General features: G+C 71.3%; 26 protein-coding genes. 15 read left to right on the top strand and 11 right to left on the bottom strand.

The window, feature by feature from the left end:
• A complete protein-coding gene (locus ACFCY1_RS13320; RefSeq protein ID WP_375874593.1) occupies nucleotides 1-1,146 on the top strand; it encodes a helix-turn-helix domain-containing protein in 1,146 nt (381 codons plus the stop codon).
• Nucleotides 1,147-1,416: 270 nt separating this feature from the next.
• Here the strand turns inward: ACFCY1_RS13320 and ACFCY1_RS13315 are convergent, their stop codons facing one another.
• From ACFCY1_RS13315 to ACFCY1_RS13300, 4 genes are all read right to left on the bottom strand, one after another.
• A complete protein-coding gene (locus ACFCY1_RS13315; protein WP_375874592.1) occupies nucleotides 1,417-3,501 on the bottom strand; it encodes a tetratricopeptide repeat protein in 2,085 nt (694 codons plus the stop codon).
• A gap of 116 nt (nucleotides 3,502-3,617) precedes the next feature.
• Nucleotides 3,618-4,136 carry a LuxR C-terminal-related transcriptional regulator gene (locus ACFCY1_RS13310; RefSeq protein WP_375874591.1) on the bottom strand — a complete coding sequence of 173 codons (519 nt, stop codon included), beginning with the start codon at nucleotides 4,134-4,136 and terminating at the stop codon, nucleotides 3,618-3,620.
• Nucleotides 4,137-4,182: 46 nt separating this feature from the next.
• Nucleotides 4,183-5,565: a hypothetical protein gene (locus ACFCY1_RS13305; RefSeq protein ID WP_375874590.1), complete on the bottom strand. Its 1,383-nt coding sequence runs from the start codon at nucleotides 5,563-5,565 to the stop codon at nucleotides 4,183-4,185.
• A 101-nt stretch (nucleotides 5,566-5,666) separates the two neighbouring features.
• The gene (locus ACFCY1_RS13300) at nucleotides 5,667-6,056 is read right to left on the bottom strand and encodes a roadblock/LC7 domain-containing protein (RefSeq protein WP_375874589.1); all 390 of its coding nucleotides are present in this window, start codon (nucleotides 6,054-6,056) and stop codon (nucleotides 5,667-5,669) included.
• 383 nt (nucleotides 6,057-6,439) lie between these two features.
• On the opposite strand from ACFCY1_RS13300, the gene ACFCY1_RS13295 reads away from it, so the two are divergent.
• Together ACFCY1_RS13295 and ACFCY1_RS13290 are read left to right on the top strand one after the other, a co-directional pair.
• Nucleotides 6,440-7,804 (top strand): hypothetical protein, encoded by a 1,365-nt coding sequence (locus ACFCY1_RS13295; protein WP_375874588.1) that lies wholly within the window; start codon nucleotides 6,440-6,442, stop codon nucleotides 7,802-7,804.
• On the top strand, nucleotides 7,801-8,643 hold the full coding sequence (locus tag ACFCY1_RS13290) for a DUF1932 domain-containing protein (protein WP_375874587.1): 843 nt from the start codon (nucleotides 7,801-7,803) through the stop codon (nucleotides 8,641-8,643). The genes ACFCY1_RS13295 and ACFCY1_RS13290 overlap by 4 nt, the downstream gene beginning before the upstream one ends.
• A gap of 143 nt (nucleotides 8,644-8,786) precedes the next feature.
• On the opposite strand, the gene ACFCY1_RS13285 is transcribed toward ACFCY1_RS13290, so the two are convergent.
• Nucleotides 8,787-9,599, bottom strand: a complete 813-nt coding sequence (locus tag ACFCY1_RS13285) for a helix-turn-helix transcriptional regulator (protein ID WP_375874586.1) — start codon at nucleotides 9,597-9,599, stop codon at nucleotides 8,787-8,789.
• A gap of 400 nt (nucleotides 9,600-9,999) precedes the next feature.
• On the opposite strand from ACFCY1_RS13285, the gene fabG reads away from it, so the two are divergent.
• The 11 genes from fabG to ACFCY1_RS13230 all read left to right on the top strand — a co-directional run bounded on the left by fabG (nucleotide 10,000) and on the right by ACFCY1_RS13230 (nucleotide 19,414).
• On the top strand, nucleotides 10,000-10,704 hold the full coding sequence (gene fabG / locus ACFCY1_RS13280; RefSeq protein ID WP_375874585.1) for a 3-oxoacyl-ACP reductase FabG: 705 nt from the start codon (nucleotides 10,000-10,002) through the stop codon (nucleotides 10,702-10,704).
• 98 nt (nucleotides 10,705-10,802) lie between these two features.
• Nucleotides 10,803-11,750, top strand: a complete 948-nt coding sequence (locus ACFCY1_RS13275; protein ID WP_375874584.1) for an IclR family transcriptional regulator — start codon at nucleotides 10,803-10,805, stop codon at nucleotides 11,748-11,750.
• Nucleotides 11,751-12,452: 702 nt separating this feature from the next.
• Entirely contained in the window at nucleotides 12,453-12,767 is a 315-nt protein-coding gene (locus tag ACFCY1_RS13270; protein ID WP_375874583.1) for a transcriptional regulator, read from the top strand.
• Between the two features lies 1 nt (nucleotide 12,768).
• Nucleotides 12,769-13,818 carry a hypothetical protein gene (locus ACFCY1_RS13265; RefSeq protein ID WP_375874582.1) on the top strand — a complete coding sequence of 350 codons (1,050 nt, stop codon included), beginning with the start codon at nucleotides 12,769-12,771 and terminating at the stop codon, nucleotides 13,816-13,818.
• A complete protein-coding gene (locus ACFCY1_RS13260) occupies nucleotides 13,818-14,525 on the top strand; it encodes an ATP-binding protein (protein ID WP_375874581.1) in 708 nt (235 codons plus the stop codon). The genes ACFCY1_RS13265 and ACFCY1_RS13260 overlap by 1 nt, the downstream gene beginning before the upstream one ends.
• Before the next feature lie 110 nt (nucleotides 14,526-14,635).
• Complete coding sequence (locus ACFCY1_RS13255) at nucleotides 14,636-15,202, top strand: WhiB family transcriptional regulator (protein ID WP_375874580.1); 567 nt, start codon at nucleotides 14,636-14,638, stop codon at nucleotides 15,200-15,202.
• Nucleotides 15,199-16,269: a DUF2637 domain-containing protein gene (locus ACFCY1_RS13250; protein ID WP_375874579.1), complete on the top strand. Its 1,071-nt coding sequence runs from the start codon at nucleotides 15,199-15,201 to the stop codon at nucleotides 16,267-16,269. Before ACFCY1_RS13255 ends, ACFCY1_RS13250 begins: the two co-directional genes overlap by 4 nt.
• Before the next feature lie 83 nt (nucleotides 16,270-16,352).
• On the top strand, nucleotides 16,353-16,577 hold the full coding sequence (locus tag ACFCY1_RS13245) for a hypothetical protein (RefSeq protein ID WP_375874578.1): 225 nt from the start codon (nucleotides 16,353-16,355) through the stop codon (nucleotides 16,575-16,577).
• Between the two features lie 275 nt (nucleotides 16,578-16,852).
• Nucleotides 16,853-17,185, top strand: a complete 333-nt coding sequence (locus tag ACFCY1_RS13240; protein WP_375874577.1) for a MobC family plasmid mobilization relaxosome protein — start codon at nucleotides 16,853-16,855, stop codon at nucleotides 17,183-17,185.
• A complete protein-coding gene (locus ACFCY1_RS13235) occupies nucleotides 17,182-18,921 on the top strand; it encodes a relaxase/mobilization nuclease domain-containing protein (RefSeq protein WP_375874576.1) in 1,740 nt (579 codons plus the stop codon). Before ACFCY1_RS13240 ends, ACFCY1_RS13235 begins: the two co-directional genes overlap by 4 nt.
• 94 nt (nucleotides 18,922-19,015) lie before the next feature.
• Nucleotides 19,016-19,414, top strand: coding sequence for a hypothetical protein (locus tag ACFCY1_RS13230; RefSeq protein WP_375874575.1), 399 nt, complete (start codon nucleotides 19,016-19,018; stop codon nucleotides 19,412-19,414).
• A 56-nt stretch (nucleotides 19,415-19,470) separates the two neighbouring features.
• Here ACFCY1_RS13230 and ACFCY1_RS13225 read toward each other — a convergent pair whose 3' ends face one another.
• From ACFCY1_RS13225 to ACFCY1_RS13205, 5 genes are all read right to left on the bottom strand, one after another.
• On the bottom strand, nucleotides 19,471-19,821 hold the full coding sequence (locus tag ACFCY1_RS13225) for a winged helix-turn-helix domain-containing protein (protein ID WP_375874574.1): 351 nt from the start codon (nucleotides 19,819-19,821) through the stop codon (nucleotides 19,471-19,473).
• Between the two features lie 42 nt (nucleotides 19,822-19,863).
• On the bottom strand, nucleotides 19,864-20,094 hold the full coding sequence (locus ACFCY1_RS13220; protein ID WP_375874573.1) for a MarR family transcriptional regulator: 231 nt from the start codon (nucleotides 20,092-20,094) through the stop codon (nucleotides 19,864-19,866).
• A gap of 531 nt (nucleotides 20,095-20,625) precedes the next feature.
• Complete coding sequence (locus ACFCY1_RS13215) at nucleotides 20,626-20,838, bottom strand: hypothetical protein (protein ID WP_375874572.1); 213 nt, start codon at nucleotides 20,836-20,838, stop codon at nucleotides 20,626-20,628.
• Nucleotides 20,839-20,882: 44 nt separating this feature from the next.
• Nucleotides 20,883-21,158 carry a hypothetical protein gene (locus ACFCY1_RS13210; protein ID WP_375874571.1) on the bottom strand — a complete coding sequence of 92 codons (276 nt, stop codon included), beginning with the start codon at nucleotides 21,156-21,158 and terminating at the stop codon, nucleotides 20,883-20,885.
• On the bottom strand, nucleotides 21,159-21,476 hold the full coding sequence (locus ACFCY1_RS13205; RefSeq protein ID WP_375874570.1) for a hypothetical protein: 318 nt from the start codon (nucleotides 21,474-21,476) through the stop codon (nucleotides 21,159-21,161). It abuts the gene before it with no gap.
• Between the two features lie 686 nt (nucleotides 21,477-22,162).
• Here ACFCY1_RS13205 and ACFCY1_RS13200 point away from each other — a divergent pair.
• Nucleotides 22,163-22,516 (top strand): hypothetical protein, encoded by a 354-nt coding sequence (locus ACFCY1_RS13200; protein WP_375874569.1) that lies wholly within the window; start codon nucleotides 22,163-22,165, stop codon nucleotides 22,514-22,516.
• A gap of 120 nt (nucleotides 22,517-22,636) precedes the next feature.
• On the opposite strand, the gene ACFCY1_RS13195 is transcribed toward ACFCY1_RS13200, so the two are convergent.
• A complete protein-coding gene (locus ACFCY1_RS13195) occupies nucleotides 22,637-23,935 on the bottom strand; it encodes a hypothetical protein (protein ID WP_375874568.1) in 1,299 nt (432 codons plus the stop codon).
• Nucleotides 23,936-24,022 lie beyond the last annotated feature (87 nt).

The raw sequence follows: 24,022 nt of genomic DNA, 5'->3' as shown, positions 1-24,022 counted from the left end.
GTGGAGCCCGCGCCACGCGACGGCATCCAGTGGCACTGGACCACGCCCCGAGCCCAGGAGATCCTGCGCCGGCGAAGCCTGGCGGGAATCCTCACCTTCTACCGTGAACTCCACGGCCTGCCCCAGCAGGAACTCGCGGACCTGCTCGGCTACTCCACCAGCTACGTGTCCCGGGTGGAGACCGGCTCGCGCACCATCACCGACATCGGCGCCCTGCGACACATCGCCGACCAGCTCCGCCTTCCGCCCCATTGCTTCGGCATTACCGACGACGCAGACGGAGACCACCACGCCATGATCCAGTTCGCGGAGAGCGTCCTGCGCCTGGCCGAGATCGCCCGCCAGGCCGGCCAGGCCAGCGCCGCCGTCGACGAGCTGTGGCCTCTGGTGGCGCGGTTGGAGGCTCGGGTTGAGGACGGCCGCACCGAAACGGACGTATTGCGGCTGCTCGCCCGCGCCCGCGTCGGCCTCGGCGTCGCCCTCGGTCACGTCCTGCCTGACGAGCGCCTGGCCACCGCTGCCCGCTGGACCGGCAAAGGACTGGCTGTCGCTCGGCGCCTCGGCGATCCGACCCTGCACACCTACGCCCTGCGCCACCACGGCAACGAACTCCGCAAGGCCCGTCTCCTGGGAGCCGCAGTTGACCGGCTCACCCAGGCCCGGGATGCCGCCCGCACACCTGGTGAGCGAGCCGAGGCCGTGATCCTTCTGGCCCGCGCCGCCGGCAGCGCCGGAGACCGGGCCGCGTTCGACGACGCGGTCACCGAAGGCTTCCGGTTGCTGGACGTGGCGCCGACGACGTCCCTGTTCTCCGATTTCAGCCACCACGAGGTCCACGTACGGGGGCTCGCCGCCACCGGCCGTGTCCAAGAGGCTGTTCGCGTCCTGGAACGCGCACCCGCGCCTCGACTTCACACGACCACGCAGTGGCGCATCATCTCCGCGATCACCGCCGGGCAGGTCCTGACGCTTCGGGGCGACCACCGGGCCGCCCGAGAGCACCTGGCCGAGGCAGTGCGGGGAGCGGTGGCGCACCGGCTGCCGCACCAGATCCAGCGAGTGGTGCGCGCCAGCCGAGACTTGCCGGACGTCCGCGAGGAGGCCGGGGTGGCCTTGACTCAGTTGAAGGCGGCGATAGCAGCCTGACCGGCGGCCACTCTGCGAAGGTGCCGCAGGACCTGCCCACCTGGCGGCGATCACAGTCTCGTGCCGCAGCTGCCAAGCCTGCGGGGCAACGGAAACCTCACAATGAATTACGTGGTTCACCATGGTGCAGCCTCCGTCTCGGCCCGTGGATGTGGGGTCTTGGCCCTAGAGTGGTTGGGCCGACTCGACACGCGAACATCGGGTCGACCCCGGTGACTTCGGCTAGCCTCTAGACGGAAACGGCGGGTTCCGGCTCGCGGTTGATGGCGGTCACGGGGTGCTCGCCTGGGTGATTCGGGCGTCGAGGCGTTCCATGTCCCGCAGGCTGGCCAGCGCGGCGTACCCGTCGAGGCTGGCGCCGTACCAGGCGAGCGCGGCCTGCTTCGCCCCGGAGCGTTCGGCGTCCTGGCCGAGGAACTCGGTGGTGAGGGCGCGCCAGTGGCCGTGGCCGATCTCGTCAAATCTCTGGCGTGCCTTGGTGAGGGCGGTGACGGCGAGGTCGTGCCGTCCGGCCAGGGAGTGGGCCTCGCCGAGGAAGGCCAGGGCCCGCGCGGCGTTGAGCGGGTCGGGTGGTTCGAGCAGGGCCAGGCTCGCGTGGGCTTCCGAGAGCAGGGCCACGCCGTCGTCGGGCTGGCCGAGGCGGGCGGCGGCCGAGCCGAGCAGGATGTCCGCCAGCGCCGCGCCGCGTAGGTCTTCGAGGTCGTCGTAGACGCGGGTGGCCTCACCGAGGTGGGGCCTCGCGGCGTCGTACTGCCCGCCAGCCCACAGGCAGGACCCGATGCCCATCGTGCACTGGGCGACCCCGCCGCGGTCCTGGTCGGCGCTTGCCAGGTCGCGGGCGTCCGCGTAGCGTCGGCCGGCCTCGTCGAGGCGGCCGGTTCCCTTGAGCGCGAGGGCCAGGGTGGTGGTCATCTCGCGGATCGCCATCCGGTCGCCCCAGAGCACGGCCGAGCGTAAGCCCTGCTCGTTGGCGGCGACGCTCAGGTCCAGCCGCCGCAGCCGGTGGAAGAGCGGCCACAGGTCGTGGACCAGGGTGACGAGCGCCCGGTGCTCGCCGAGTTCGCGGGCGGCGTCGAGAGCGGGTTGGACGGCGGGCGCGATGGCCTCCAGCCAGGCGAGCGCGCTGCGATCAGAGGCGAAACGGGGCGGTTCGCTGGGCAGGTGGCGGTACTGGCGGGGCAGCACGCGGTGGTGCGGGGTGAGCCGCTGGACGGTGGCGTGCGCGGTGGCGATCAGGACGTCCAGGTAGCGCTGGACGACCATGGTCCGGATCACGGTGGAGTCGGTGCGGGCGGCAGCGGCCCGCATCTGCTCGGCGACGGCGGGCCGCAGCTGGTACACCTCGCCCCGGCCAGCGATTCGTCCGGTGTGTTCCAGCAGGTGCCGGGCGGCCAGCTCTTGGAGCAGCTGAGCGGTCTGGACAATCGGCGTCGCGGTCGCGGCGGCGGCGGTGAGCGCGTCGACGTCGGGCGCTGGCACCAGGGCCAGGAGCCGCAGGAGCCGGGCCGCGGGCTCGGGCAGCGACTCGTAGACGACAGCGGTCGCCACCGCGACGGCCTCCGAAGGCGTGGGCGCGGCCAGCGCCGGGTGTTCGCCGAGCGGCCGGGCCGGGTCGAGGGCGGCTTCCCCAGCAGCGAGGCCGACCGCCAGCGGCATACCGCCGCAGGCCGAGGCGAGCGCGGCAGCGGCCTGCGGCTCGGCGTGGACGCGCTGCGCGCCGACGATCCGCCCCAGCAGCAGGAGAGAGTGCTCGGGCGAGAGCGGGTCCAGGCGGTGGTGGCGTGCGCCGTGGGCGGCGAGGGCGGGCAGCGGGGCGGCGCTGGTGACGACGACGGCGCAGTGCGCGCTGGCGGGTACCAGCGGGAGGACCTGCTCGGCCGAGTCGGTGTCCTCCAGAACCAGAAGCAGGCGGCGGGTGGCGCTCACGGAGCGCCACAGCGCGAGCAGTTCGGTGGTGTCCCACGGCAGCGTCTCGGTCTCTCCGAGGCCCAGTGCCCGCAGCAGGGACCGGGTCACTTCGGCGATCGGGGCCGGGCGGCCGGCGCCGCGCAGGCGGGCCACGAGCTGACCGTCCGGGAACCGGTCGGCGGCCCGGTGCCCCCAGCGGGCGGCCAGGGTCCGCTTGCCGATGCCGTCCGGGCCGCTGATCACCGCCACCGGTGCGGTGCCCGGGGGCGGTGCGGCCAGCGCCGTGTCCAGGAAGCCAAGCGCCCCCACTCGGTCGGTGAACACGCCAGTCACGGCCGGGAGCTGCCGCGGGACGGGCCAGACCCGGTCGGGGTGGATGTGGATGCCGCCGTTGATGTCCCGCGCCTGCACGGCGGTGCGGACTCGAGAGCCCTCGATGCGGTTCATGGTGGTCCTGACGCTGGGTGGAAAGGGTGACAGGGGGCCTCGCGAGACGGTCCCCGCAGTAGCCTCGGAACGGGGCGGGGCGGGGCGGCTGCGCGGCTACGGCCGGAGGTCGGGCATCAACTCGCTTGCTGCGCGGGCGGGCTGGTGGTCGCGGAGAGCCGGGTGTCCGGCCAGCCGTCGCCCAGGGCGCTCAGCGGCACGATGCCGGCGAGGACGGCGAGGGCCGCCGCCTGCTGCCGGGAGCGGACGCCCAGGGTGCGCAGGATGCTCTGGGTGTAGGTCCGGACGGTGCTCGTGCTCAGGCGAAGCCGCTTCGCGGTCGCCGCCGGTTCCTCGCCGGAGACCAGGCCGGCGAGCACCCTCTGCTGCTGGGCGGGCAGGGGCAGGCCGGTCGGGTGGGACACGGGCACGTCCTCGGGACGCACCAACCCCCAGGCCGCGCCGAGAGCGGCGGCGCGGTGGCGGTGCCGGGTGCCGAGCCGGGCCGTCAGCGCCTGGATGGCGGGGTTGACCTCCTTGGCGGCGAGGCCCGTGGCGCGGCTGACCGGGTCGATCAGGTGGCCACCGGCGACCTGGCGCAGCAGCAGGACGTCGGCCTCGGACAGGTCCGGCCGGTCGGGGAGGGAAATGGGCATGGCGAAGCTCCTTGTGGCGCAGGTGAGGGCAGGGTGGGGTGTGCTGCTACTGGACGGGCCGGGGCCGGTCGAGGGCGGCCAACAGCCTCGGGCCGCTGCGGCGGGCAGCCTCGGTGCCGATGGTGAGGATCACGTCGTCGGCGTGGGCGAGGGAGGCGGCCACGTCCTCGGCGCCCATCCCGCAGGGTCCGGGCTCGGGGATCACGAGTGTGCCGCTGTCCCGGCCGCCGGCACCGTCGCTGGCGCTGGCGAGTGCAGCGATGCCGTCGATCTGGAGCTGGGAGCGGGCCGGGGTGGACAGGACGGGCAGCAGCACCGTGCGGTCGGCGGCGGCCAGGGCCGCGGTGATCCGGTCGGCGAGCGCGGCGGTGCGCAGGTGACCGACCGGCTCGTACACCGCGATCACCGCCCCCTCGGTGAGCATCTGCGCCCCCTGGAGGTCGGCGGCGATCTCCTCCGGGTGCTGTGCGCGGGACTCCAGCACGGTGACGCGGCGGACCGTGCCCAGGCGGGTCAGCGACCTTTCGGCCCCGGTGAACGCCCCAAGCCCGTCGACGAGGTCGGAGGGGGACACCCCGAGGGCCCATCCGGCCGCGAACCCCGCCGCGACGCCGAGGGCGGACGTGCGGCCCGCGACGGGCACGGCGAGCGAGACCCGCTCGCTGCCGGCCTGGATGGTGAGGTGGTGGTCCTCCCCGCTCCAGAGCAGACGGAGGATCTGCACGTCCATGCCCTGGCCCCGGCCCACCGTCACCACCCGCGGGCCCGGGGCCCGGCGCAGGCGCTCCAGCAGCTCGTCGCAGCCCGGCTGTCCGGCCCACACCACCACGCTCTCGCTGCGGCGGGCCAGTGCCTCGATGTCGTCCAGCGCCTCCTCGCGGGTCGCGAACATCGGCGGTGCCGTGTCCACGGAGGTGACCAGCGTGACCGCCGGGCGTAGGCCCGAGCCCAAGGTGCGGTGACGCCAGCCCGGCGGGGCGGCCTCGTGAAGTGCGGTGTCGGGGCACAGGTCCACCACCAGGACGTCGCCGCTGCCGTCGTAGCCGGGTGCGTCGCCGTGCGGGGCGGCGGTCAGAATCCAGCCCGGGTCGCGGACGGTCAGCGCACAGGTCAGGGCGGCGGCGGCCATCGCGGTGGAGTGGCTGCCCACGACGGCCACGACGGTGGGCGCGGTCCCGGCCAACAGCTCCACCGCGCGGGAATAGCCCATGCTCGGAAGACCGTGGCCGGCCGCACGATCGAGGATCTCGTGCACCGCCGCGTCGTCTCCGCCCCAGACCAGCGACGTCGTCACGCCCGGCACCACGGGCTGCAGCACGGCGCCGGCGCGGGCGAGGCGCTGGAGCAGCTCGTCGTCGCGGCCGCCCTGCCGCGGTGCCACGGTCACCCGCGCACCGCGCCGGGCCAGGTAGCACGCGAGCCCGGCCATGCCGGGGCTGCGCGGATCAGGGATGTGAGGGGCCACCAGGACATCGGGGAGCGGATGCGGACGCCGGCGGCCCCGAACGGCGTGCTCCTTCGGCGCCGCGCTCACGCTGCCACCGCCACGACGTGGCCCTGGTCCGCGAGTTCGATCAGCCGACCCACGATCATGCCCAGGTCCGCCCCCTTGGCAGCGGCCACGGCGAGCATCGACTTGTCCGGCGAGCCGACCAGAACGAGGGTCTGGCCGTACCGGTCCTCGATCACGCTGTAGCCCCACGGGACTTCGCGGGACGTGAGATCGCCGACGATACCGACGCCTTCGGTGCTCACCGCGCTCAGCGCAGCCATGGCGGCGGCCCAACGGTCGGCCGTCTCGGAGGCGAGCCCAGGGGAGGCCGCGAGGATGAGTCCCTCGGGGCTGACGTGAATGGCGGCCCGAATGCCAGTCGTGCCGGTGACCAGATCCGTTAGGGGCTGACAGTGGGGTGAACTCACGGTGTTGCTCCTTCGCCAGGCTGTGCGGGGAGATGGCCGAGACGCCGGGGCTGTCGTCTCCGAGTCGCTCTTGACGCCCTCGGGCCTGCGCGCGGTGACGCCCCGGACCGCAGCCGCTGTTAGGGCGGTCGGCCCGCCGCTCCAACCGGGGTGCTCGTCCATCGCCTGGACCAGCCACGCGGACGGCGCTCTTCTGGCGCGACGGGGGAATCCTGCTCGTGTCCGGACGACTTCGGCTAGTAACCACGCGCTGACACGAGCCGACACAGGTCGACATCAGCCGACATGAGAGCTGACATTTCGTCGCTGACCCTCCCGCGTCAGGCTGGGATCGGAGATCGTTGTTTCGAGGCCGTTCCATCGATCCCCGTAACGGAGTTGTCATGGCGTCAGACCAAGAGATCTCCCTGTTCCAGGTCCTGGTGCAACAGCGTGGACTGGGCGAGTACCTCGTCTTCCTCCGGCAGCTACAAACCGCCGCCGTCGAGGTGGCGCGCCTCGAACACAACCCCGCGCTGGCGAAGGTCACCATCGGAGAGCGTCAGTTCAGTCGGTGGACGCGCGGACAGCACGGCAGCGGGCCACGGCCACTGACGGCGCGGGTCCTGGAGCACCTGTTCCAGCGAAGCGCCCGGGATCTGTTCGGACCTGTCCACGCCGCGGGCGAGCGCAGTTCGCTTGCTCCTGCCGCACAATGCATAGAGCCGAGCGTCGGCTCGGACGCTCACACCCAGGACCTGCTGATGACAGCCGCCAGCCAATCGGCTTCCTTCGCCGCCTACGCGGAACAGAGCAACGTCGGCCCGCACAGCCTTGAACAGCTGCAGGCCGACATCAACAGGATCGTCGCCACCTACCCCAACCGGCCGGTCGTCCCCCTGTTCGAGGAGGTCGTCTCCTTGAGGGACCGTTGCTTCGAGTTTCTGGAAGGCCGGCAGCCTCCGGGTTACACCAGCGACCTCTACCTGGCAGCCGCGGTGCTCTGCGGAATCCTCGCCAACGCGAGTTTCGACCTCGGTGCCTACCGTGCAGCAGAAACCCAGGCCAGGACCGCGTTCGTCTGCGCGGAGCAGGCTGGCCATAACGGGTTGCGATCGTGGATCAGGGGCACCCAAGCGATGATCTGCTACTGGGAGGATCGCCCGCACGACGCAATTCGCCTGGTGCATTTGGGCGAGCAGTACATCCCGGAGAGCGGAACGGCTCACATCCGCCTCTCCAGCATCGCCGCGAGGGCGCACTCCCGTCTCGGGCAGCAGCACGACGCCGTGGAAGCCCTGCGCCAGGCCGACGCGTATCGGGAGCAGGCGACCAATGACGACATCCCGGGTGGGATGCTCGCGTTCCCGCTGGCCAAACAACGGTTCTACGCTTCCACCACGCACCTTTGGCTTGGGGGCGACGCGAACAACAGGGAGGCGGCGGCCATGGCCGAAGAGTCCGTCGCTCTCTATGAGTCCGACCCGCCGGAGACCCGGCGGCTCGGCGAGATGTCGCTTGCCCGGATGGACCTGGCCCTCGCCGAGCTGGCAGGCGACGAGATAGAAGGGGCGGCCCACCAAATCGACGCGGTGATTGCTGTCGCGAGCAAGCGCCCCACGGAGAGCGTCAGCCGACGTCTCGATCAGTTCGCGCGACGGCTGGCTGTGAGCCCGGCCCGCACCTCGCTCATCGGGCTGTCCCTCCAAGATGGGATCATGCAACACCGAAGGGTCCGCAACGAACTACCAGCTGGGGGTCGCGGTTGAGCACGATCACGGTTCTGCACCCGGGACAGATGGGTGCTGCCATAGCTGCCCAGGCCGTTGCCGCCGGGCACCAGGTTCTGTGGCTGCCGGAAGGCCGCAGTGAGAGCAGTCGTCGCCGAGCCGCTGAGGCGGGCCTGCTTCCTGCCGATGATCTGGCGACCGCGCTTGAGCAAAGCGAGATCGTCATCTCGGTCTGCCCGCCGGCAGCCGCCGAGGAAGTCGCGGCCGAAGTTGCCGCCGTACCTTCCTATACCGGCCTTTATGTGGATGCGAACGCGATCAGCCCGACGCGGGCCGGGAGCATCGCCCATATCCTCTCTGAGGCGGGTGCAACGTTCCTCGACGGCTCCATCATCGGCCCGCCACCAGCCGCTTCGACCACCGCGCGCCTCTATCTCGCAGGCGACCCGGTAGCGGCTCGCCGGGTGGCCGCGATCTTCGACGGCACACTGGTCGCTGCACGCTGCCTCGACCGGGACGCCGGTGCGGCCTCGGCGCTCAAACTGGCCTTCGCCAGCTACCAGAAGGCCGCCAGGACATTGGTCGGAGTTGCGCACGCGCTCGCCGATCAGCACGGAGTGACCGCCGAGTTGATCGACGAAGGCCGCGCAATGGCCGGGCCGCTGCTGGCGGATCGGGATTACCTCCGCACGGTTGCGCCACGAGCATGGCGGTGGGCACCCGAGATGCGGGATGTGGCCGACACTCTGGTGGACTCGGGGTTGCCCGCCGACCTCGCACACGCGGCTGCCGTTGTTCTCACCAGGTGGAGCAGCCTGAAAGATCGAGACGATCTCACGGTCGAAGACGTCCTCGACGCTCTCCGACCGACCGAGTGATCATTTGACCGTTCACTCCGGGGGCACGGTTGGTACTCCTGGGCAGACGAACACCAGGGCGACGGCGCTCACCACGCTCCCGCCGCACCGGTTCGGGAGCGTGGTGCCACTTCTTGCTCAGGCGCAACCGCGCGGGCTGCTGGTCAGACGCCGTGGAAAGCGACGATGAAGCGCAGCTGCCTGTTACGCAGCGGGGCCAGGGCCATGATGCGGACGGGGACCTCGTCCCCGCCGCCGTGAGGGATTCGCATGTGCCTGATGTCGCCGTCAGGGTGCTCGTAGAAGTCGTGTCGGTCCCACAGCTCCTGGGCTTCCGGGCAGCCCTCCAGGATGTCCGCGACGAGCTTCTTGAGCTGCTCGTTGTCGGGGTACTGGGCGGCGGCGGTGCGGATCTGGGCGAGAAAGGGGACGGCCCAGGATTCCTTCCAGTTGACCAGCTGCTCGCGGGCGCCGGGGTAGAGGAAGGCCCATCTCATGATGTTGCGCTCGTAGACCCAGGGGTACATCTCCCGGGACGGGTTGTTGTGCGCGACCACGTTCCAGGCGACGTCCGATATGTACGCGGGGTGCGGGAGCATCTTGTCGAGAAGACGCTGCATGTCCGCGTCCATGGCCGCCATGGCGTCGGGCTCCGTGTCTCGCGGGGCGGGGGCGCGCCCAGTGGCGTGGTGGTACAAGGCGAGGCGTTCCGCATCATTGAGCCGGAATGTGAATGCAAGACGGTCGAGAATTGCGTCGGAGAATTGTGCCGGCTCTCCGTTTTCCAGTTTCGAGTACCACTTGACGCTGATGCCGGCAAGTTTGGCGACCTCGGTTTTGGTGAGTTCCCGAGTGCGGCGACCTGGGGTCGTGACCAGACCTGGGATGGAGTTGGGATCTGTCCGCTCGCGCCAGCACTGGATCATGGCGGCGAGCGTTTGATCGCGAGCCGCGAGGCGCTCGAAGTCGGTGCTCATGGCAACCGAGTCTAGGCATCGTCGAGACGCGGAACGGCCTGGATCGGTGTGTGGGGAAAGCCACAGAAGCGCAATTGTGACCATTTAGTTTAAAGCTCAATATTCCTTCCTTTCGGAATGATGAAGTGTCATTTGATCAAGTGGACTGCTGAGGAAATCTGACGAGTCGTCAATGCACCGGCGGTGCCCCTGAGGTGGCGACGCTCGGGATGTTGCGGAAAATATCCGGAAGATTACTCTGGGTGATCTATGTGTGTAGTTCGGAACTGAGAGTTCGCGAACTCACGGTTCCGGAACTCGGACTTCTGGAAGTCCGAGTTCCAGTGGGGGGCTGGCATGGTGGAAGCCGCCGGGCACCGAACGGGTAGCTCGGCGACCTGCCCCACGAAGGAGAGCCCTCATGTCCCGCTCAGCCCTGGTTATCGGAGGCAGCCGAGGCATTGGCCTTGCTGTCGTGCAGCGGCTCGCCGCGGACAGCGCCACCGTGGCCGTCGCCTCCCGCAGCGGGCTCGCCCCGGAGGGCCTCCTCGGTGTGCAGTGCGACGTGACCTCCGCCGAGTCGGTCGACGCCGCGTTCACCGCAGTCGAGGCGGCCCAGGGGCCGGTGGAGATCCTCGTCGTCAACGCCGGCATCACCCGGGACGCGCTGCTGCTGCGCATGTCCGAGGACGACTTCGACGCCACTCTCCAGACGAATCTCGCCGGCGCCTACCGGGCCGCCAAGCGTGCCTCCCGCGGAATGCTCCGCGCGAAGCGCGGCCGACTGATCTTCATCTCCTCCGCTGTCGCGATGACCGGCGAGAGCGGGCAGGCCAACTACGCCGCTTCCAAGGCCGGCCTCGTGGGCTTCGCCCGGTCCCTGGCCCGCGAACTCGGCCCGCGCGGCATCACCAGCAACGTCGTCGCCCCCGGCCTGACCGAAACGGACATGACCGCAGTCCTCTCCGAGACCCAGCGTGGAGCCCTGCTCCAGCGGGTGCCGCTCGGCCGCATGGCCCAGCCGGAGGAGATCGCTGCCGCAGTGTCCTTCCTGGCGAGTGACTCCGCCGCCTACCTGACCGGGGCGATCATCCCCGTAGACGGTGGCGCCGGCATGGGTCACTGACCGCTCGTCGGGCCTGGGCGCACGAGGCAACGCCCAGGCCCGGTGCACCCCCCGCTGCTCGCGCGCCCGGCGCGCCCACGGCTCTAGCTGCGACGACCTTGTACTGGACCCGTGACGGGACCTGCGGCCTTGGTCGGGCCATCGGCCTCACATGCCTATGCCGACCGGAGAACGGACTTGGCCGGCCGGTCCCGGCACCACAGACCTGCGAGACTCCCTTGCTTTCTGCTGCAACACCAGCGCCATCGACGCCGCGCCAGCAATCAGGCCCGGCGGCCAGCACTCACGCCCGAGTCCTTACCGTTCTCCGCGCGGTCACCCAGGGAAGCGGCGTCCAGGGCGTGCTCGACCTCACCAGGTCCACCGGCATCCCTGACTCCACAGTCCATCGCATTCTGCAGGCCGGCGTGGAGACCCGTACGGTCGACCAGGTCAGTCGAGGCCGCTACCGGCCGGGCCCCGCCATGATCGAGATGGCGCTGCAGGCCATGACCTCCGCCCCGGTCGCGGCCGACGTCCAGCAGATGCTCGACGACCTCCAACGGAGTACCGGTGGGGTCGTAATTCTGTCCACGGTCACCGGGTTCGGTGGCCTGCGTCGCCTGTGTACCGACTACACCCTCGGTGACCGTGACCCGGAGACCCTCAGGGCTCTGACCTACACGATCGGCTCCATGCCGCGCTCGCTGCGCGTTGGCGCAACGGGGCGCGTGATCCTGGCTCACCTGCCGACCCACATGCAGGAGGCGGTGCTCGCTGAGGAGCTGCCCCAGCCCCAGACGCCGGGTGCGATCCGTGATGAGGCTGGTCTGCTTGCCTCCCTTGCCGATATCTGTCGGCGCGGCTTCGCGATCGGCCGCCAGGAGGCGTTGGTCGGATGGGATGCCATCGCGGCACCTGTCATGTGGGGGTCGACGGTGATGGGATCAATCGGCCTGGGAATGCCTGCCGAGGAGATGCCGAGCGACCTGCGAGAACTGATCCAGCGAACATGTGATGCCGCGCGCGCAATGAGCCTTATTGCCGGTGGGCAGATCGCCGCATAAGCGGGCGCCGAGCTTTCGTCATGCTCGAATTGGCGGCCGACAGGAGAACCTGTCGGCCGCCAATTCATTTCCGGGCGTGCGATCCGGAGGGCGTCCGGGCGCTGCTCGATGCGGTATGGGCATGTCGGAATGAGTGATTCATTGGGTCGGGGGGTGTCTGATATTCACCGGCCAAGATCATTTCCCGTCAGGCGGGAAATGAGGGTTACTACTCGCGTAGATGGCTTGAAATTCTTGACCGGAATCAAGTGGCGATCATAGGGTCTCATTGATGTCGCGGGCGGCCCGGAATTTCCGGTTCAGCCTTTGGCCCGGGGTTGCAGCAGCAACGGTGGCCGGTGGCTGGGAAGGCCGAGACCGTGAAGCCGGGGCCCGAAGGCCGGCCGGGCACTCATGGGGCGGCGAGGGGCATGGGGCGGTACGCGCACGAGTCCTCCCCCCCCATGGGGAGTTAAGGACTGGATGTGTGGCTCCGCAGGCCCTAAGGTTCTCACCCCGCCGCGGGGGTGACAGGTGGGCAGAGAGAGGGGGAGTCGATGCAGTAGGACATGTCCGGAAACGAGAACCGGCGCCCTGGAGCTACCAACTCCTGGACGCCGGGCCAGCGCCCCGAAGGTCGCTGATTCACTACCGCGCGAGCGGCGGGACTTCTTTTGCACGAGAGGCCGCCGCGCGCGTTTCCTACGAAACACGGAGTATCGCATGACTGCCCTGCCCGGGGGAACCCAGTACGTGGAGCCCAACCCAAGCCAGCAGCGGCTCGGGGCCAAGCTCGCGGGCATGATTCCCGGCGCGGTCGCCGTCCGCGTCAGCCTCACCCACCCCAGCCGTCAGTGGCCCCACCCCTACACCGTGGCGGTCGACGGACGCGGCGAGCGGCTCATGCTGAGCGGCAGCACCACCAAGGTCGCCGCCCGCTGGGTGCTGCGGTCCTGGCCGGAGGCGGACTGGACGCGCCCGCACACGCTGGACCTCGCCACCGGCCAGCTCGCCGTCACCTCGGTCCGGAGCCGCTGACATGGCGCGAATACGAGCGATCAAGCCCGAGACCTGGGTGAGCGAGACGCTCGCCGAGGTGGCCATCCCCGCTGTGATCACCTTTCTCGGCATGGCGAATCACGCCGACGACCACGGCAGGCACCGCGACCAAGCCGCGATCGTCTACGGCCTCGTCTGGCCGATGCGCGAGGAGATCACCCGCGCTGACGTCGAGGACCACCTCCAGCAGCTCGCCTCCGCTGGCGCGATCTGCCGCTACACCGGCTGCGACGGCCGCCGGTACTTCCACTACCCGACGTGGCGCAAGCACCAGAAGATCGACAAGCCGTCGCTGAGCCGCCTTCCCGCGTGCCCGCACTGCGAGCCGGAGCGGTGCGGCGTCTGCAAGGGCCCCTGCATTCAGCAGGCCGCCCTCGCCGGCACCCCGGGGTCCGGAGTCGAGGCCGCCGCGAGTGCTCCCCGAGTGTTCGGCGAAGCGTCGGCGAACACTCCGGCAGCCCTCAAGCAGCCGCGCGAGCACTTCCCGGCGCCCGCCGCGCAGACGGCGCCGGGCACCGCCGAAGCTGTCACCCTGGTCGTCGAGGCCGAGGTCAAGCCGGTTCCGGCTCCCCGGAAAACCGCAGGTCAGACGGTATTCGTCGAAGCCTCCCCGACGGTTCGCCGAGCCCACCCGGAGTCCTCGACGCCTGGATCTAGGATCTTGGATCCTGGATCTTCTTTCCCTACGGGGCGCGAGGCGCCCGACGCGGGCACCGTCTCGGCCAACCAGCTGATCGGCGAGTACGTCACGGCCTGCGCCGAGCGTCCGCCGGGCAGCGTGCTCGGCCACCTCGGCAAGGTCGTCAAGACCCTGCTGGACGAGGGCATCGCCGCTGAGCACGTCCGGGCCGGGCTGCAGCGGTTCGCCGAGATCCAGGGCCACCCGTCCCGGCTGCCGAGCCTGGTCAACGACGCCATGAACGCACGAGGCACCGGTTTGGCGCGGCCGGGATTCCGGCCTAACGTGCCCGCTCACCAGGCGTGGACCAACCCGGTCGACGCCGTCGCCGCCTACGCCGAGGAGCTGTGATGCGCACCCACCGCGACCCGCAGACCCTCGCCGACGCGTCTTCGGTGCTCGACCGGATGGCCCGCATCCTCGCCTCCCGGGGCATCGACCAGCACGTGGTCGACGCCCTCCCGGACGAGGCGGAGCCGTACTCGGCGGAGGAGGTCCTGTCTGCCGGGCTGCCGCCGCGCTACCGCGAGGCGGTCGCCACGAACCCGCAGGTCCTGGCCTGGGTGCGGCAGGTCGCCGCCGAGGCCACCGCCCCGAGCCTCGGTGCCCGCCGGCAGGTCGCCACCGGCCCCAGCCTGCTGATGGCCGGAGTCGTCGGCGCCGGGAAGACCCACGAGGCGTACGGCGCCGTCCGCCGCCTGGTCGAGGCCGGCATCGGAGTCCGCTGGCGCGCCACCACCGCAGCGGACCTCTACGCCGAACTCCGCCCTAGCTCGGACACCGACGCCGAGCGGGCCCTCGCCGCCTACAGCCGGGTGCCGCTGCTGATCCTCGACGACCTCGGCGCCGCCAAGAGCTCCGAGTTCGTCGAAGAGCAGACCTACCGGCTGATCAACCGCCGCTACAACCACATGCTCCCGACCCTGATCACCAGCAACCTGCCGATCAAGGAGCTCCGCACCTGCCTCGGTGACCGCGTCACCTCCCGGCTCGCCCAGATGACCACCCGGGTCAGCTTCGAGCCGGTCGACCGCAGACGCCTCCAGCGCGCCGCCTGAGCCGCCGCCGCGCCCGGCCGCCCCACGGCGAGCCGCCCACCCTTCACCGACCCAGCGCCCTCTCCGCCGACGCCGACCCCGCGCGCGGAGAGCGATCGGAGCAACCCCAAATGACCACCACGACCCGCCCTGTCCGCCACCGCGCCCTCGGCGACCAGACCTGGCAGGACCAGGCCGTCTGCACCCCGACCGAGTACACCCCCGTCGACCCCGAGGTGTTCTTCCCCGGTCCGGAGGACACGGCCGCGATCACCACCGCGAAGGCGCTGTGCGCCCAGTGCCCGGTCGCCCGCGCCTGCCTGGACGCCGCGCTGGAGACGGGCGACACCCACGGCATCCGGGGCGGCCTCACCGAGGAGGAGCGCGAACCGCTGCACAGCAGGCTCATCGACCGCCTGGACTACAGCCGGGTCAACGCCGTGCTGGCCGGACGGGACATCCACATCACCCGTGCCGAGCGGCGCGCCGTCGTCCTCGCCGGGTACCGGCAGGACGTGCCGGTCGAGCGCCTCGCCTGGCTCCTCAAGATCAGCCCGGAGCACGCCCTCAAGCTCTACCGGGAGACCCGCCGCGCGATCCGCCACCGGCAGATCGCCGAACAGGCCGCCCGCACCGCCTCGGCCGGGCAGGGCGCCGCCGAGCAGCTGCACCGCGACGACTTCGGGACGGCCGCGTGAGCACCACCACCGCTACCACCCCGAACTCCGCGCACGTCACCGGCTGGGACCGGGCCGTCGTCATCGCCCTGGGCGGCGCGGGCTGCGCGCTCAGCTACGACGCGCTGCAGCAGATGGCCGTGGCCATCCACGTGCGGGGCCTGCTCACCCTCGTGTTCCCGCTCGTCATCGACGGCTTCATCGCCTACGGGGTGCGCGCCCTGCTCGTGATGCGCGACGCCCCGCTGCGGGCCCGCGCCTACGTCTGGCTGCTCTTCGGCGCGGCCACCGGGGCGAGTCTGTGGGCCAACGCCCTGCATGCCGTGCGGCTCAACGAGCAGAGCACCACCGCCGGCCTGCGGCTCGGCGACTCGGTGGTCGCGGTGCTCTCCACGATCGCCCCGCTCGCCCTGGCCGGCGCCGTCCACCTCTACATCCTCATCGCCCGCGGACCGGTCAGCCCCGCCGACCGGGACGGTCAGGGTGACCGAGGGACCGAGGCCGACCGAGGTCAGGTCACTCCTGACCTGACCTCGGTCACCCCTGGCCTCGGTCAGGTCAGCGTCGAGGCCGGACTGACCGAGCGGCTGGCAGCGCTGACCGGCGGTCAGGACAGCGGAGTTCGCCCCGGTGCGGGGCGGCCGGTCAGCCGCCCGGTCAGCCGCCCGGTCACCGCGCCGGGAGACCAGCCGAGGCTGACCCCGGTCAGCGCGGTCAGTCTGACCAAGCCCTCTGACCTGGGCGGTCACCCGGCCAACGGCCGACAGGTCACTGACCGACCGGCGGACACCAGGCCGGTCACCGCCGCGACGGTCAGCCCCGCCGAGGTCACCGGTCAGCCGGTCAGTGTTCCGGTCACCGACCCGCCGGTCACTGACCGGGACAGCGACCGCCGTCCTGACCTGGACACCGAGGACCTGCTGGCTATCGCCCGGCAGGCCGCGCCGGAGAACGGCAGGCTGACCCGCAAGGCGGTCGCCGAGGCGATCCGAGGTCAGAAGATCCCCCTGTCCAGCGCCACGCTGACCGAACTGATGGCCCAGCTCCGGCCCCAGCCCGGTCAGCCGGTCACCGCCGACCGGACCTGACCGACACCCGAGCGCCGGGGTGACCGACCAGGTCACCCCGGCCGGTCACCCGCCGCACCACCGCCGAACGGGAGTACCCCACCATGCGCACCACCCCCGCCACCTGGGCCGAGGCGGACTCCTGGCTTGCCGTCCTCACCCAGCACGGCCACCTCCACCGCGTCGAGACCGGCCCGGACGGTACCCGAAGCATCCAGCGCGGCCGACACTCCCGCCCCTGGACCCTCCACCACCCCGTCCTCGCACTCGACTTCGTCGAAGACCTCCTCCTCGACATCCGCCAGCGCGACACCGAGGCCAGCCGATGACCGCACCCGGCCACGACAGCACCACACAGGTACGGGAGAACGACCCCAACACCGCCCCTGGCGGAGCAAGTTGTGGGGTAAGCGATGCTTACCCCGCCCGCGCCCCGAAGGGGGCACGGGCACCCCGATCGTCGGCAGACCCAGGGGGGCCTGCCGACAACCGGGGAGTCGACTCGGGGGAGCCGACCGGGACAGACACGCCGACCGCGCCCGCTCCCGAGCGCGCCGCCTCCCGACGCCGCCGCCCCCGCCACGCCACCCAGCGCCGCACCTGCGTGAGCCTGCGTTTCAGCGAACCGGAGTGGGCCGCCGTCCGGAAGGCCGCCGACCACGCCGACCTCGCCCCCGGCGGCTTCTGCGCCGCCGCCACCCTGGCCGCCGCCACCAGCACCGACCCGAGCGCCGCCATCGCCGACTACCGGCGCGGCATCCAGGAACTCATGGAGTCCAACCGCCAGCTCGCCGCCATCGGCAACAACGTCAACCAGGTGGCCCACTTCCTCAACGCCGGCGGCCAACCAGCCACCGACCTCCGCCAGCTCCTGCACCGCGTCGAAGCCTCCATCGGAGCAGTCGACGAAGCCGTCGCCTGGATGGTCCGCCGGTGATCCCCAAGATCCGCACCGGCACCGGCGGCACCTACGGCCTCATCCGCTACCTCTACGGACCGGGCCGACGCGACGAACACACCGACCAGCACCTCGTCGCCTCCTGGAACGACTTCGCCCCCGACCCCGGCCGCAACCCCCACCACACCACCGCCCAACTCGCCGCCCAACTCGACCAGCCCGTCAAAGCCATCGCAGACCGCGCCCCCGCCGACACCATCTGGCACTGCTCCGTGCGCGCCGACCCCGGCGACCGCCACCTCGACGACAACGACTGGGCGAACATCGCCCGCCGCATCGTCCACGCCACCGGCATCGCCCCCGAAGGCGACACCACCGCCTGCCGCTGGGTCGCCGTCCGCCACGCCGACGACCACATCCACATCGCCGCCACCCTCATCCGCCAGGACGGCCGCCTCGCCAACCTCTCCTTCGACCGGCGCAAGGCCCAGGCCGAGGCCCGCCTCATCGAGAAGGACTACGGCCTGCGCCGGCTCAACCCCGGCGACGGTACCGCCGCGAAGAACCCCACCAGCGCCGAGCGCTTCAAGGCCGAACGCACCGGCCGCACCGAGACCCCGCGCGAAACCCTGCGCGACGCTGTCCGCCAGGCCGTCGCCGGAGCCGCCACCGAGCAGGAGTTCTTCACCCGCCTGCGCGAAGCCGGCCTGCGGGTCAAGCTCCGCCACCTGCCCTCCGGTGACCTCACCGGCTACAACGTCGCCCTGCCCGGCGACCGCAACCGCACCGGCGAGCCCATCTGGTTCTCCGGGTCCAAACTCGCACCCGACCTCTCCCTGCCTCGCATCCGCCTTCGCCTCGACAGCGCATCCACCACCGGCACCACGAAACCGGGCAGCCACCGGGCCCGCACCGGACGCTCCACTCCCGCGCGGCGCCGCCGGGACGCCGCCGGCGCCGCCGAGCGTGCCGCCGCCGTTCTCGACCAGGACGATGACGATGCCGCCGCCGCTCACCTCGTCGGTGCCGGGGAGATCCTCGACGCCCTCGCCCAGACCTCTTCGGCCGCCACCCGCGCCGAACTGCGGGAAGCCGCCCGCGCCTTCGAGCGCGCCACCCGCAGCCAGGTCCGCGCCGAGAACGCCGACATCCGGGCCCTGCGCTCGGCCGCCCGCGGAATCGTCCATGCCGGCAGCGCGCTCGGCCGGGGCGAGGACGGCGGCGCCACCGCCATGGTCCTGTCCACCTTCGTCCTGGTCACCCTGGCGGCTGCCCGCTGGCACTCCGCCCGGGGTCACGCCCAGCAGGCCGCCGCCTCCCGCCAGGCCGCCGAGCACCTGCGCTCCGCCTACCAGCAGGCCGCCGCCACCCCCATGCGAACGATGCGCGAGATCGGCCGCGCCCTCCCGGACGGCGAGCGCCGCCGCCACGACACCACCATCCACACCGTCCTCGGCACCGCCGGGAGCCCCAAGGGCCCGGCCCGCGAGCACGACGCCCTGGCCGCCGTCCTCGCGGAAGCGGAGAAGGCCGGCCACGACCCCAAGGTCCTCCTGGAGAAGGCCGTCGACCGGCGAGAGCTGGAAACCGCCCGCAACACCACCGACGTCATCGTCTGGCGCATCCGCCGCCTCGCCGACCTGCCCGCCAACCCCGAACACCCTCGTACGTCCCCCAGCCCCCGGACACGGACCGGACCGGCACAGGCGCGCACCGCACAGCCGGCACCGGCCCAGCCCGCGACCGACCCGCGCCGCCCGGCACCGCGCCGCTGAACCGGCAGCCTGCCGAGCAGCCATCACGGAACCCCTCGACACCCGGTTCCACCAGGTGTTACGCAAGTACCCGAGCACCACGAACGGAGAGCCCGTGACCAGAACCACCGAGAACACCACCACCGCCCCGGCCCCGATCACCACCCCGGTCCCGGCCGGCTCCGACCCGCTCCTGCAGCTGGAGTACGAGACCCAGACCCCCAGCGGCCCGGAGGCCGTCCGCGGTCTGCTCCACCCGGCCGAACTCGCGCTGTGCGGCATACCGGTGACGTGTTCCGCCTGCCGGGCCCGCCGAGACTGGCTGCTGCTCAACCACCGCCGCAACGTGTGGGTCCGCTGCCGCTGCGGGAACGAGTGGCTGGAACCGGAGATCACCCGCAAGGACTTCGACGCGATGATCGCCAACCCGACCTGGACCCACCACCCCGACACCGACGCCGCACGGGTGGCCCTCGGCTTCGACGGCACCTTCGCTGGCATCTACCTGGATTAGGCCGGGCAGCGCGAAGGACCGCCACCCACGTCGGTGGCGGTCCTTCGCGCTTTGGATCAGTGTCCCGAATCGAGAGGTGCTGTCGGGGGGAGTCTGCGGGCAGTGGCCAGTCGGTGAAGGCTGAGCCGGACGGCGGCCAGGCGCAGGCCGAGGCCGGCGGCGAGTTCCTCAGGGCTAAGGCCGGGCCTACGCTGCAGGTGGTCGAGGACGGCGCGGTCGGTCCGGTTCTCGGCGGTGCGGATGGTGCGGTAGGCCGCCAGCGTGCCACCCCCGAGGGCGAACAGCCCTGCGGCGCACACCCCGTGGGCGCCGGTCACCGCAGCGCTGATCGCTGTGGCGGCGCCGATCACAGCGGTGGAGCACCAGGCGGTCAGCGCGGCGGGGCCGCGGACCAGGCGGTCGGGCATCGGCAGGTACTCCCCTTCAAGCTCGGTGGCGAGTGGCGCGGGTCAGCCGGACGCGGGCTCGGAGGGCTTGCCGAGCAGGTCGCTGCGGCGGCCCTGGCCAGGGGGCGTCCAGTCCTGGAAGGTGGACGGCTTCCAACGGGGGCGGTCCGGGACGCTGGTGTCGTCGGGATCGGGCAGGGTGCCCCTGTTCTTGCGGTTGCGGGCGGCGCCGACACTGATGCCCAGGTGCGCGGCGACCTCGGCGTAGCCCCAGAGCTGCTGGTCGTCGGCCATGCGCGTGTCCTAATCCTCGGTGTTCCGGTGATGAGCGTACGCGCCGCCGGTCGGGTGGGTGCACGGCGAGGCCGCCCCGGCTGGTCAGCGCGGGGCGGCCTTGTGCGGTGCTGTTCAGGAGTCGACGAGGCGGTTGGCGAGTTCGAGGGCGGCGGTGGCGACGGCGAGGGCGGAACACAGGCCGGTGACCTCGTCCAGGGTGGGGCGCACCAGACGGGGCCAGTCGTCGCTGGCAGCGGGCCAGGTGGCGAGGCGGACGTCGGCGGTGGCGAGGCCGAGGCGGGCGGTGACGTCCCAGCCCGCCTCGGGGGCCTTCTCCCACCGCAGCAGGATGCGGCCGAAGGGGAGTCTCGTGGTGGTGGCGGGGAGCCAGAGGACCTCGATCGGCTGGCCGGGGTCGGTGGGGACGCGGCGGACGAGCGCTCCGCTCGCCCAGTGGGGTACGGGGTGCAGCGCGAGCCGGTCGAGCGGCTGCGTGCGGGTGCGGCGGTGGGTGGTCGGGATGCGGGTCTCCTTCGGGCGGGCGGTGGTTCAGGCCCAGGCGAGTTCGTCGCGGACGGCGGCGGGCAGGTAGCTCTCCTGGCCGTCTTCGGCGAGGTAGGCGATGCCGTCGTGGACGACGACGTCCGTGCCGATGTAGTGGGCGAAGGCCCAGTCCGGGTTGACGGCGAGACGGACACGCAGGTTCGGGTCGACGGTCTGGAGCTGGGCGATCAGGTGGGCGACGGTCAGGTACTGGGGCATTGCGGGTCTCCGAGCAGAGAGGCGGTGGTGGGTATGGGCGGCGGTCACGGGAGGTCGAGGCGGAGCCGGTCGCGCAGGACGGCCGGGCCCTTCGGGTGGGGCTTGGGGTGGGTGGCGAGGTGCCGCTTGCGGGACTCGTCGACGTAGCCCTTGCCGGTGCCTTTGAACTCCCAGTCGCCGCAGGTGCAGACGGCCTGGGAGTAGGAGCGCCCGGGGCAGTCGGGGTGGAGCGGCTTGCCGGAGCTGGCGTGCTTGTGCTCGGGCGGGCAGAGGCTGTGGTCGGCGTGGTGGTTGGTCAGCGGGGCGCGGTGGACGGTCATTCAGACCCTCTCGGTGGGCGGAATCGTCGGGGCGGGCATGGAGCCTCGGGGATCGACGAGGACGGGTTCGTCGGCGGGCCACGGGTCGCAGCACTCCCAGGGGAAGCCCCGGGTGAGGACCACGGTCCCGTGCGGGCCCTCGACCTCGGGCAGGCCGCAGACGCCACATCCGCACGTCGGGTCGTACGGTCCGGGGTCGGCCGGGTAGGGGCCACAGGCGAAGTAGTCCGTGCGGCGCAGGCGCCCTGGAGCGGCGAGTGCGAAGGCGGAGACGATCAGGTCGCCGGGGCGGACCTCGTCCGCGCGGACGACCCGCAAGGCCGGGCTGGCAAGGAAGCGGCGGGCAGCGCGGTGTTCAGTGGTGGCGGTGACGATGAGCGGGTACAGGGCGACGTGCCGGGTGTTCGCGGCGTGTCCCTTCGCTGACCTGCGGTTTTCGGCGACACCGATACTTTGACATGCAGCGTCCCGAAGTTGGTAGTCCTTTTTTCGGGACCAGTGCTCTGCCGTTGTGACCGTTCGCGATAGTTGGCGGTTGTTCACGACAGATGGCGGGGCGCTGAGACGACTGCCGGAGCTGCGTGTGACTGTGCACGGTAGACGGCCATCTTTCAGAGTTGATGGCCAAGGCTTCCGTGCTACTTGGTCTGCCTGAGCACCTCACCCGGCCAGCACCCGACGCTGCCCGGAGTCCCGGTTCAAGGGCTTTCGCCCGGCGGTACCGGGAACCACGTGAAATGGGCCGCTGCTGAGCCTGACCGATGCCATCATGAACGTCGTGACGTAGCCGTCCCGGACAGCGGCGACACCCGGGTGCTCGGCGCGCCGTGGAACCGGTGGAAGTTCGAGGGTGGAAGCGAAGTCCTGTCCCGGTACGTGCCCGGCGCGAGCGTGCATCAGTACCGCAGGGATCGTTGTGGCTTGACGGACGACAGTGAATGATCTTGAAAGCATCGGGCGAACTGCTGCGCTCGACCTGACTCGTTCAATTTTGAGGAGCACTCGTGACCACCGACAAGAACGCACCCGCCACAGAGACCGCCGACAACGGCGGCATTGAGCAGATCCCCGCGACCGTGGTCCAGGTGACTCAGCCAGCTGCGGTCGTCGACGCCCGCGACGCGCTGCTGCGGGCCATTGGCCGCGAAGCCGAACACGTCGCAGCCAACAACCCCGGCCATGCTTCCCCAGCCCTCGAAGCACTCGCCCGCGCGTACACGCTGGTGACTTCCGGAACCGTCATCCCCTCGACGACCGATCGGAACCCCGTCGCCGTCTCCGGCAGGAACTTCGACTTCGTCGGCCCGGCCGTCACGGACCCGCTACTGGGCAGCGGCGTCACCATCGGGGTCCGGTAGCAAGGGCGGACACCGGCACACGGGCGTGACCGACAGGTCGGGTCATGGCCAGCGGCAGCATCCGCCTCGCGGGCTACGCGCTGCCGCGAGGCGGATCCGGCCCTGTGCTGCTTCATGGGGTCAGGGGTTGGCGACCTCGACGGCGTACAGGCCGCGGAGCCGGCCGTCGCCGGCGTCGTACTGGGAGGGGTAGAGCAGTTGGACGTGGACGGGCAGCGGGGTGCCGGGCTCGATGGTGTGGGAGCCGTCGTTGGGTGAGCCCAGGACGACGGTTCCCTCCAGGCCGTCCTTGATGACCCGGTACCACTGGCTCTGCGCGGGGTTGACGCGGGTGCGCGCGGGGACGTCGAAGGCGATCTCCCAGGCCGTCACGCGGTGTTCGTTGGCGGCCAGCATAAGGTTGTAGCTGACGAGCCAGCCCCTGGCGTTCTCGGGCCAGGTCTGGTCCCACTGCCCGGCGATCTCCTGATCGACGCTGATCAGGGGCAGTTCGGCGGTGGTGGTGACCTGGGCGGACTGCTGGGCCGCGGTGTTGGCACGGGTAGCCGAGGTAATCCGGCTCGTGACGGTGAAGTCACCCTCGTAGTGCGATTCGACGGTTCCCCGCAAAGTGATCACCGCCTTGCTGCCCTTGGGCAGGCTGAGCGGCTGGCGGAGTTCGCCGTCGGCGACCCCCGCGCCGCACACCGCGCCATTCTCCCCGCGGCACGTCACCTCCACGTCGACCAGCTGGGCGGGCACCTCTGCGCGCACGACGGCGTCGGGGGCGTCGTTGGGCCCGTGGTTCTGGACACCGACGGTGTAGGAGATCCGGTGGCCGCCCTGAGCGGTCAGCGGACCGCTCATCTCCAGCGGCATGGCGACGGGCAGGGCGACGGTGAGGTTGCGGATGCGGTGGGCGGCGGTGGCGCCGCCGGTGCCTGCGGCGAACCCGAGCTTGAACGTCGCGGGCATCTGCACCTGGCCCGGCCCGGACGCCAGGTCGAGATCGTCGATCACCACCGCGCCGTTGGGGTCCAAGGCGCTGGAGCGCCGCACCGTCAGGCGCCCGCCGATGACGGTCACCTGCAGATGGGCCCCCACCTCCCAGCCGCCCCGGAACCCGCCCGGCACCTCGACACCGGTCAGCCAGGCGAAGCCCGTGAGCAGGTCCCCGGAGCCGCGCACACCCACACTGTTGGGGCTGCGGCCGGGACCGCCGGGGCCGGTGGAGGGGGCGGCGAAGTTCCCGTGGTTGTCGAAGCCGACGCCCACATAGCCGGCCGTGACGCCGGGAAGGTTGACCGAGCTGTCCTTGATGAAGGAGTAGCCCAGCGCCCCGCCGCGCGCCCCCGGTTCCGTGGTGCGGCTCCCGTCGATCAGGTAGAGGCTGAACCCGTCCCCCAGGCCCTGGGCCCCGCCGCCCTCGCACGTGTCCACGGACACTGATCCGTGGCTCTGCGTCACTTTGAGTGATTGATCATGGCGAGAGCAGAATCCGGCGACGGAGTAGGCCGAAGCCAGCCC

Origin of the sequence: Kitasatospora sp. NPDC056273, assembly GCF_042268845.1 — a bacterium.
Classification (GTDB): Bacteria; Actinomycetota; Actinomycetes; order Streptomycetales; family Streptomycetaceae; genus Kitasatospora.
The sequence above is the reverse complement of the archived record's forward strand: the minus strand, read 5'-3'. Positions and strand labels throughout refer to the sequence as shown.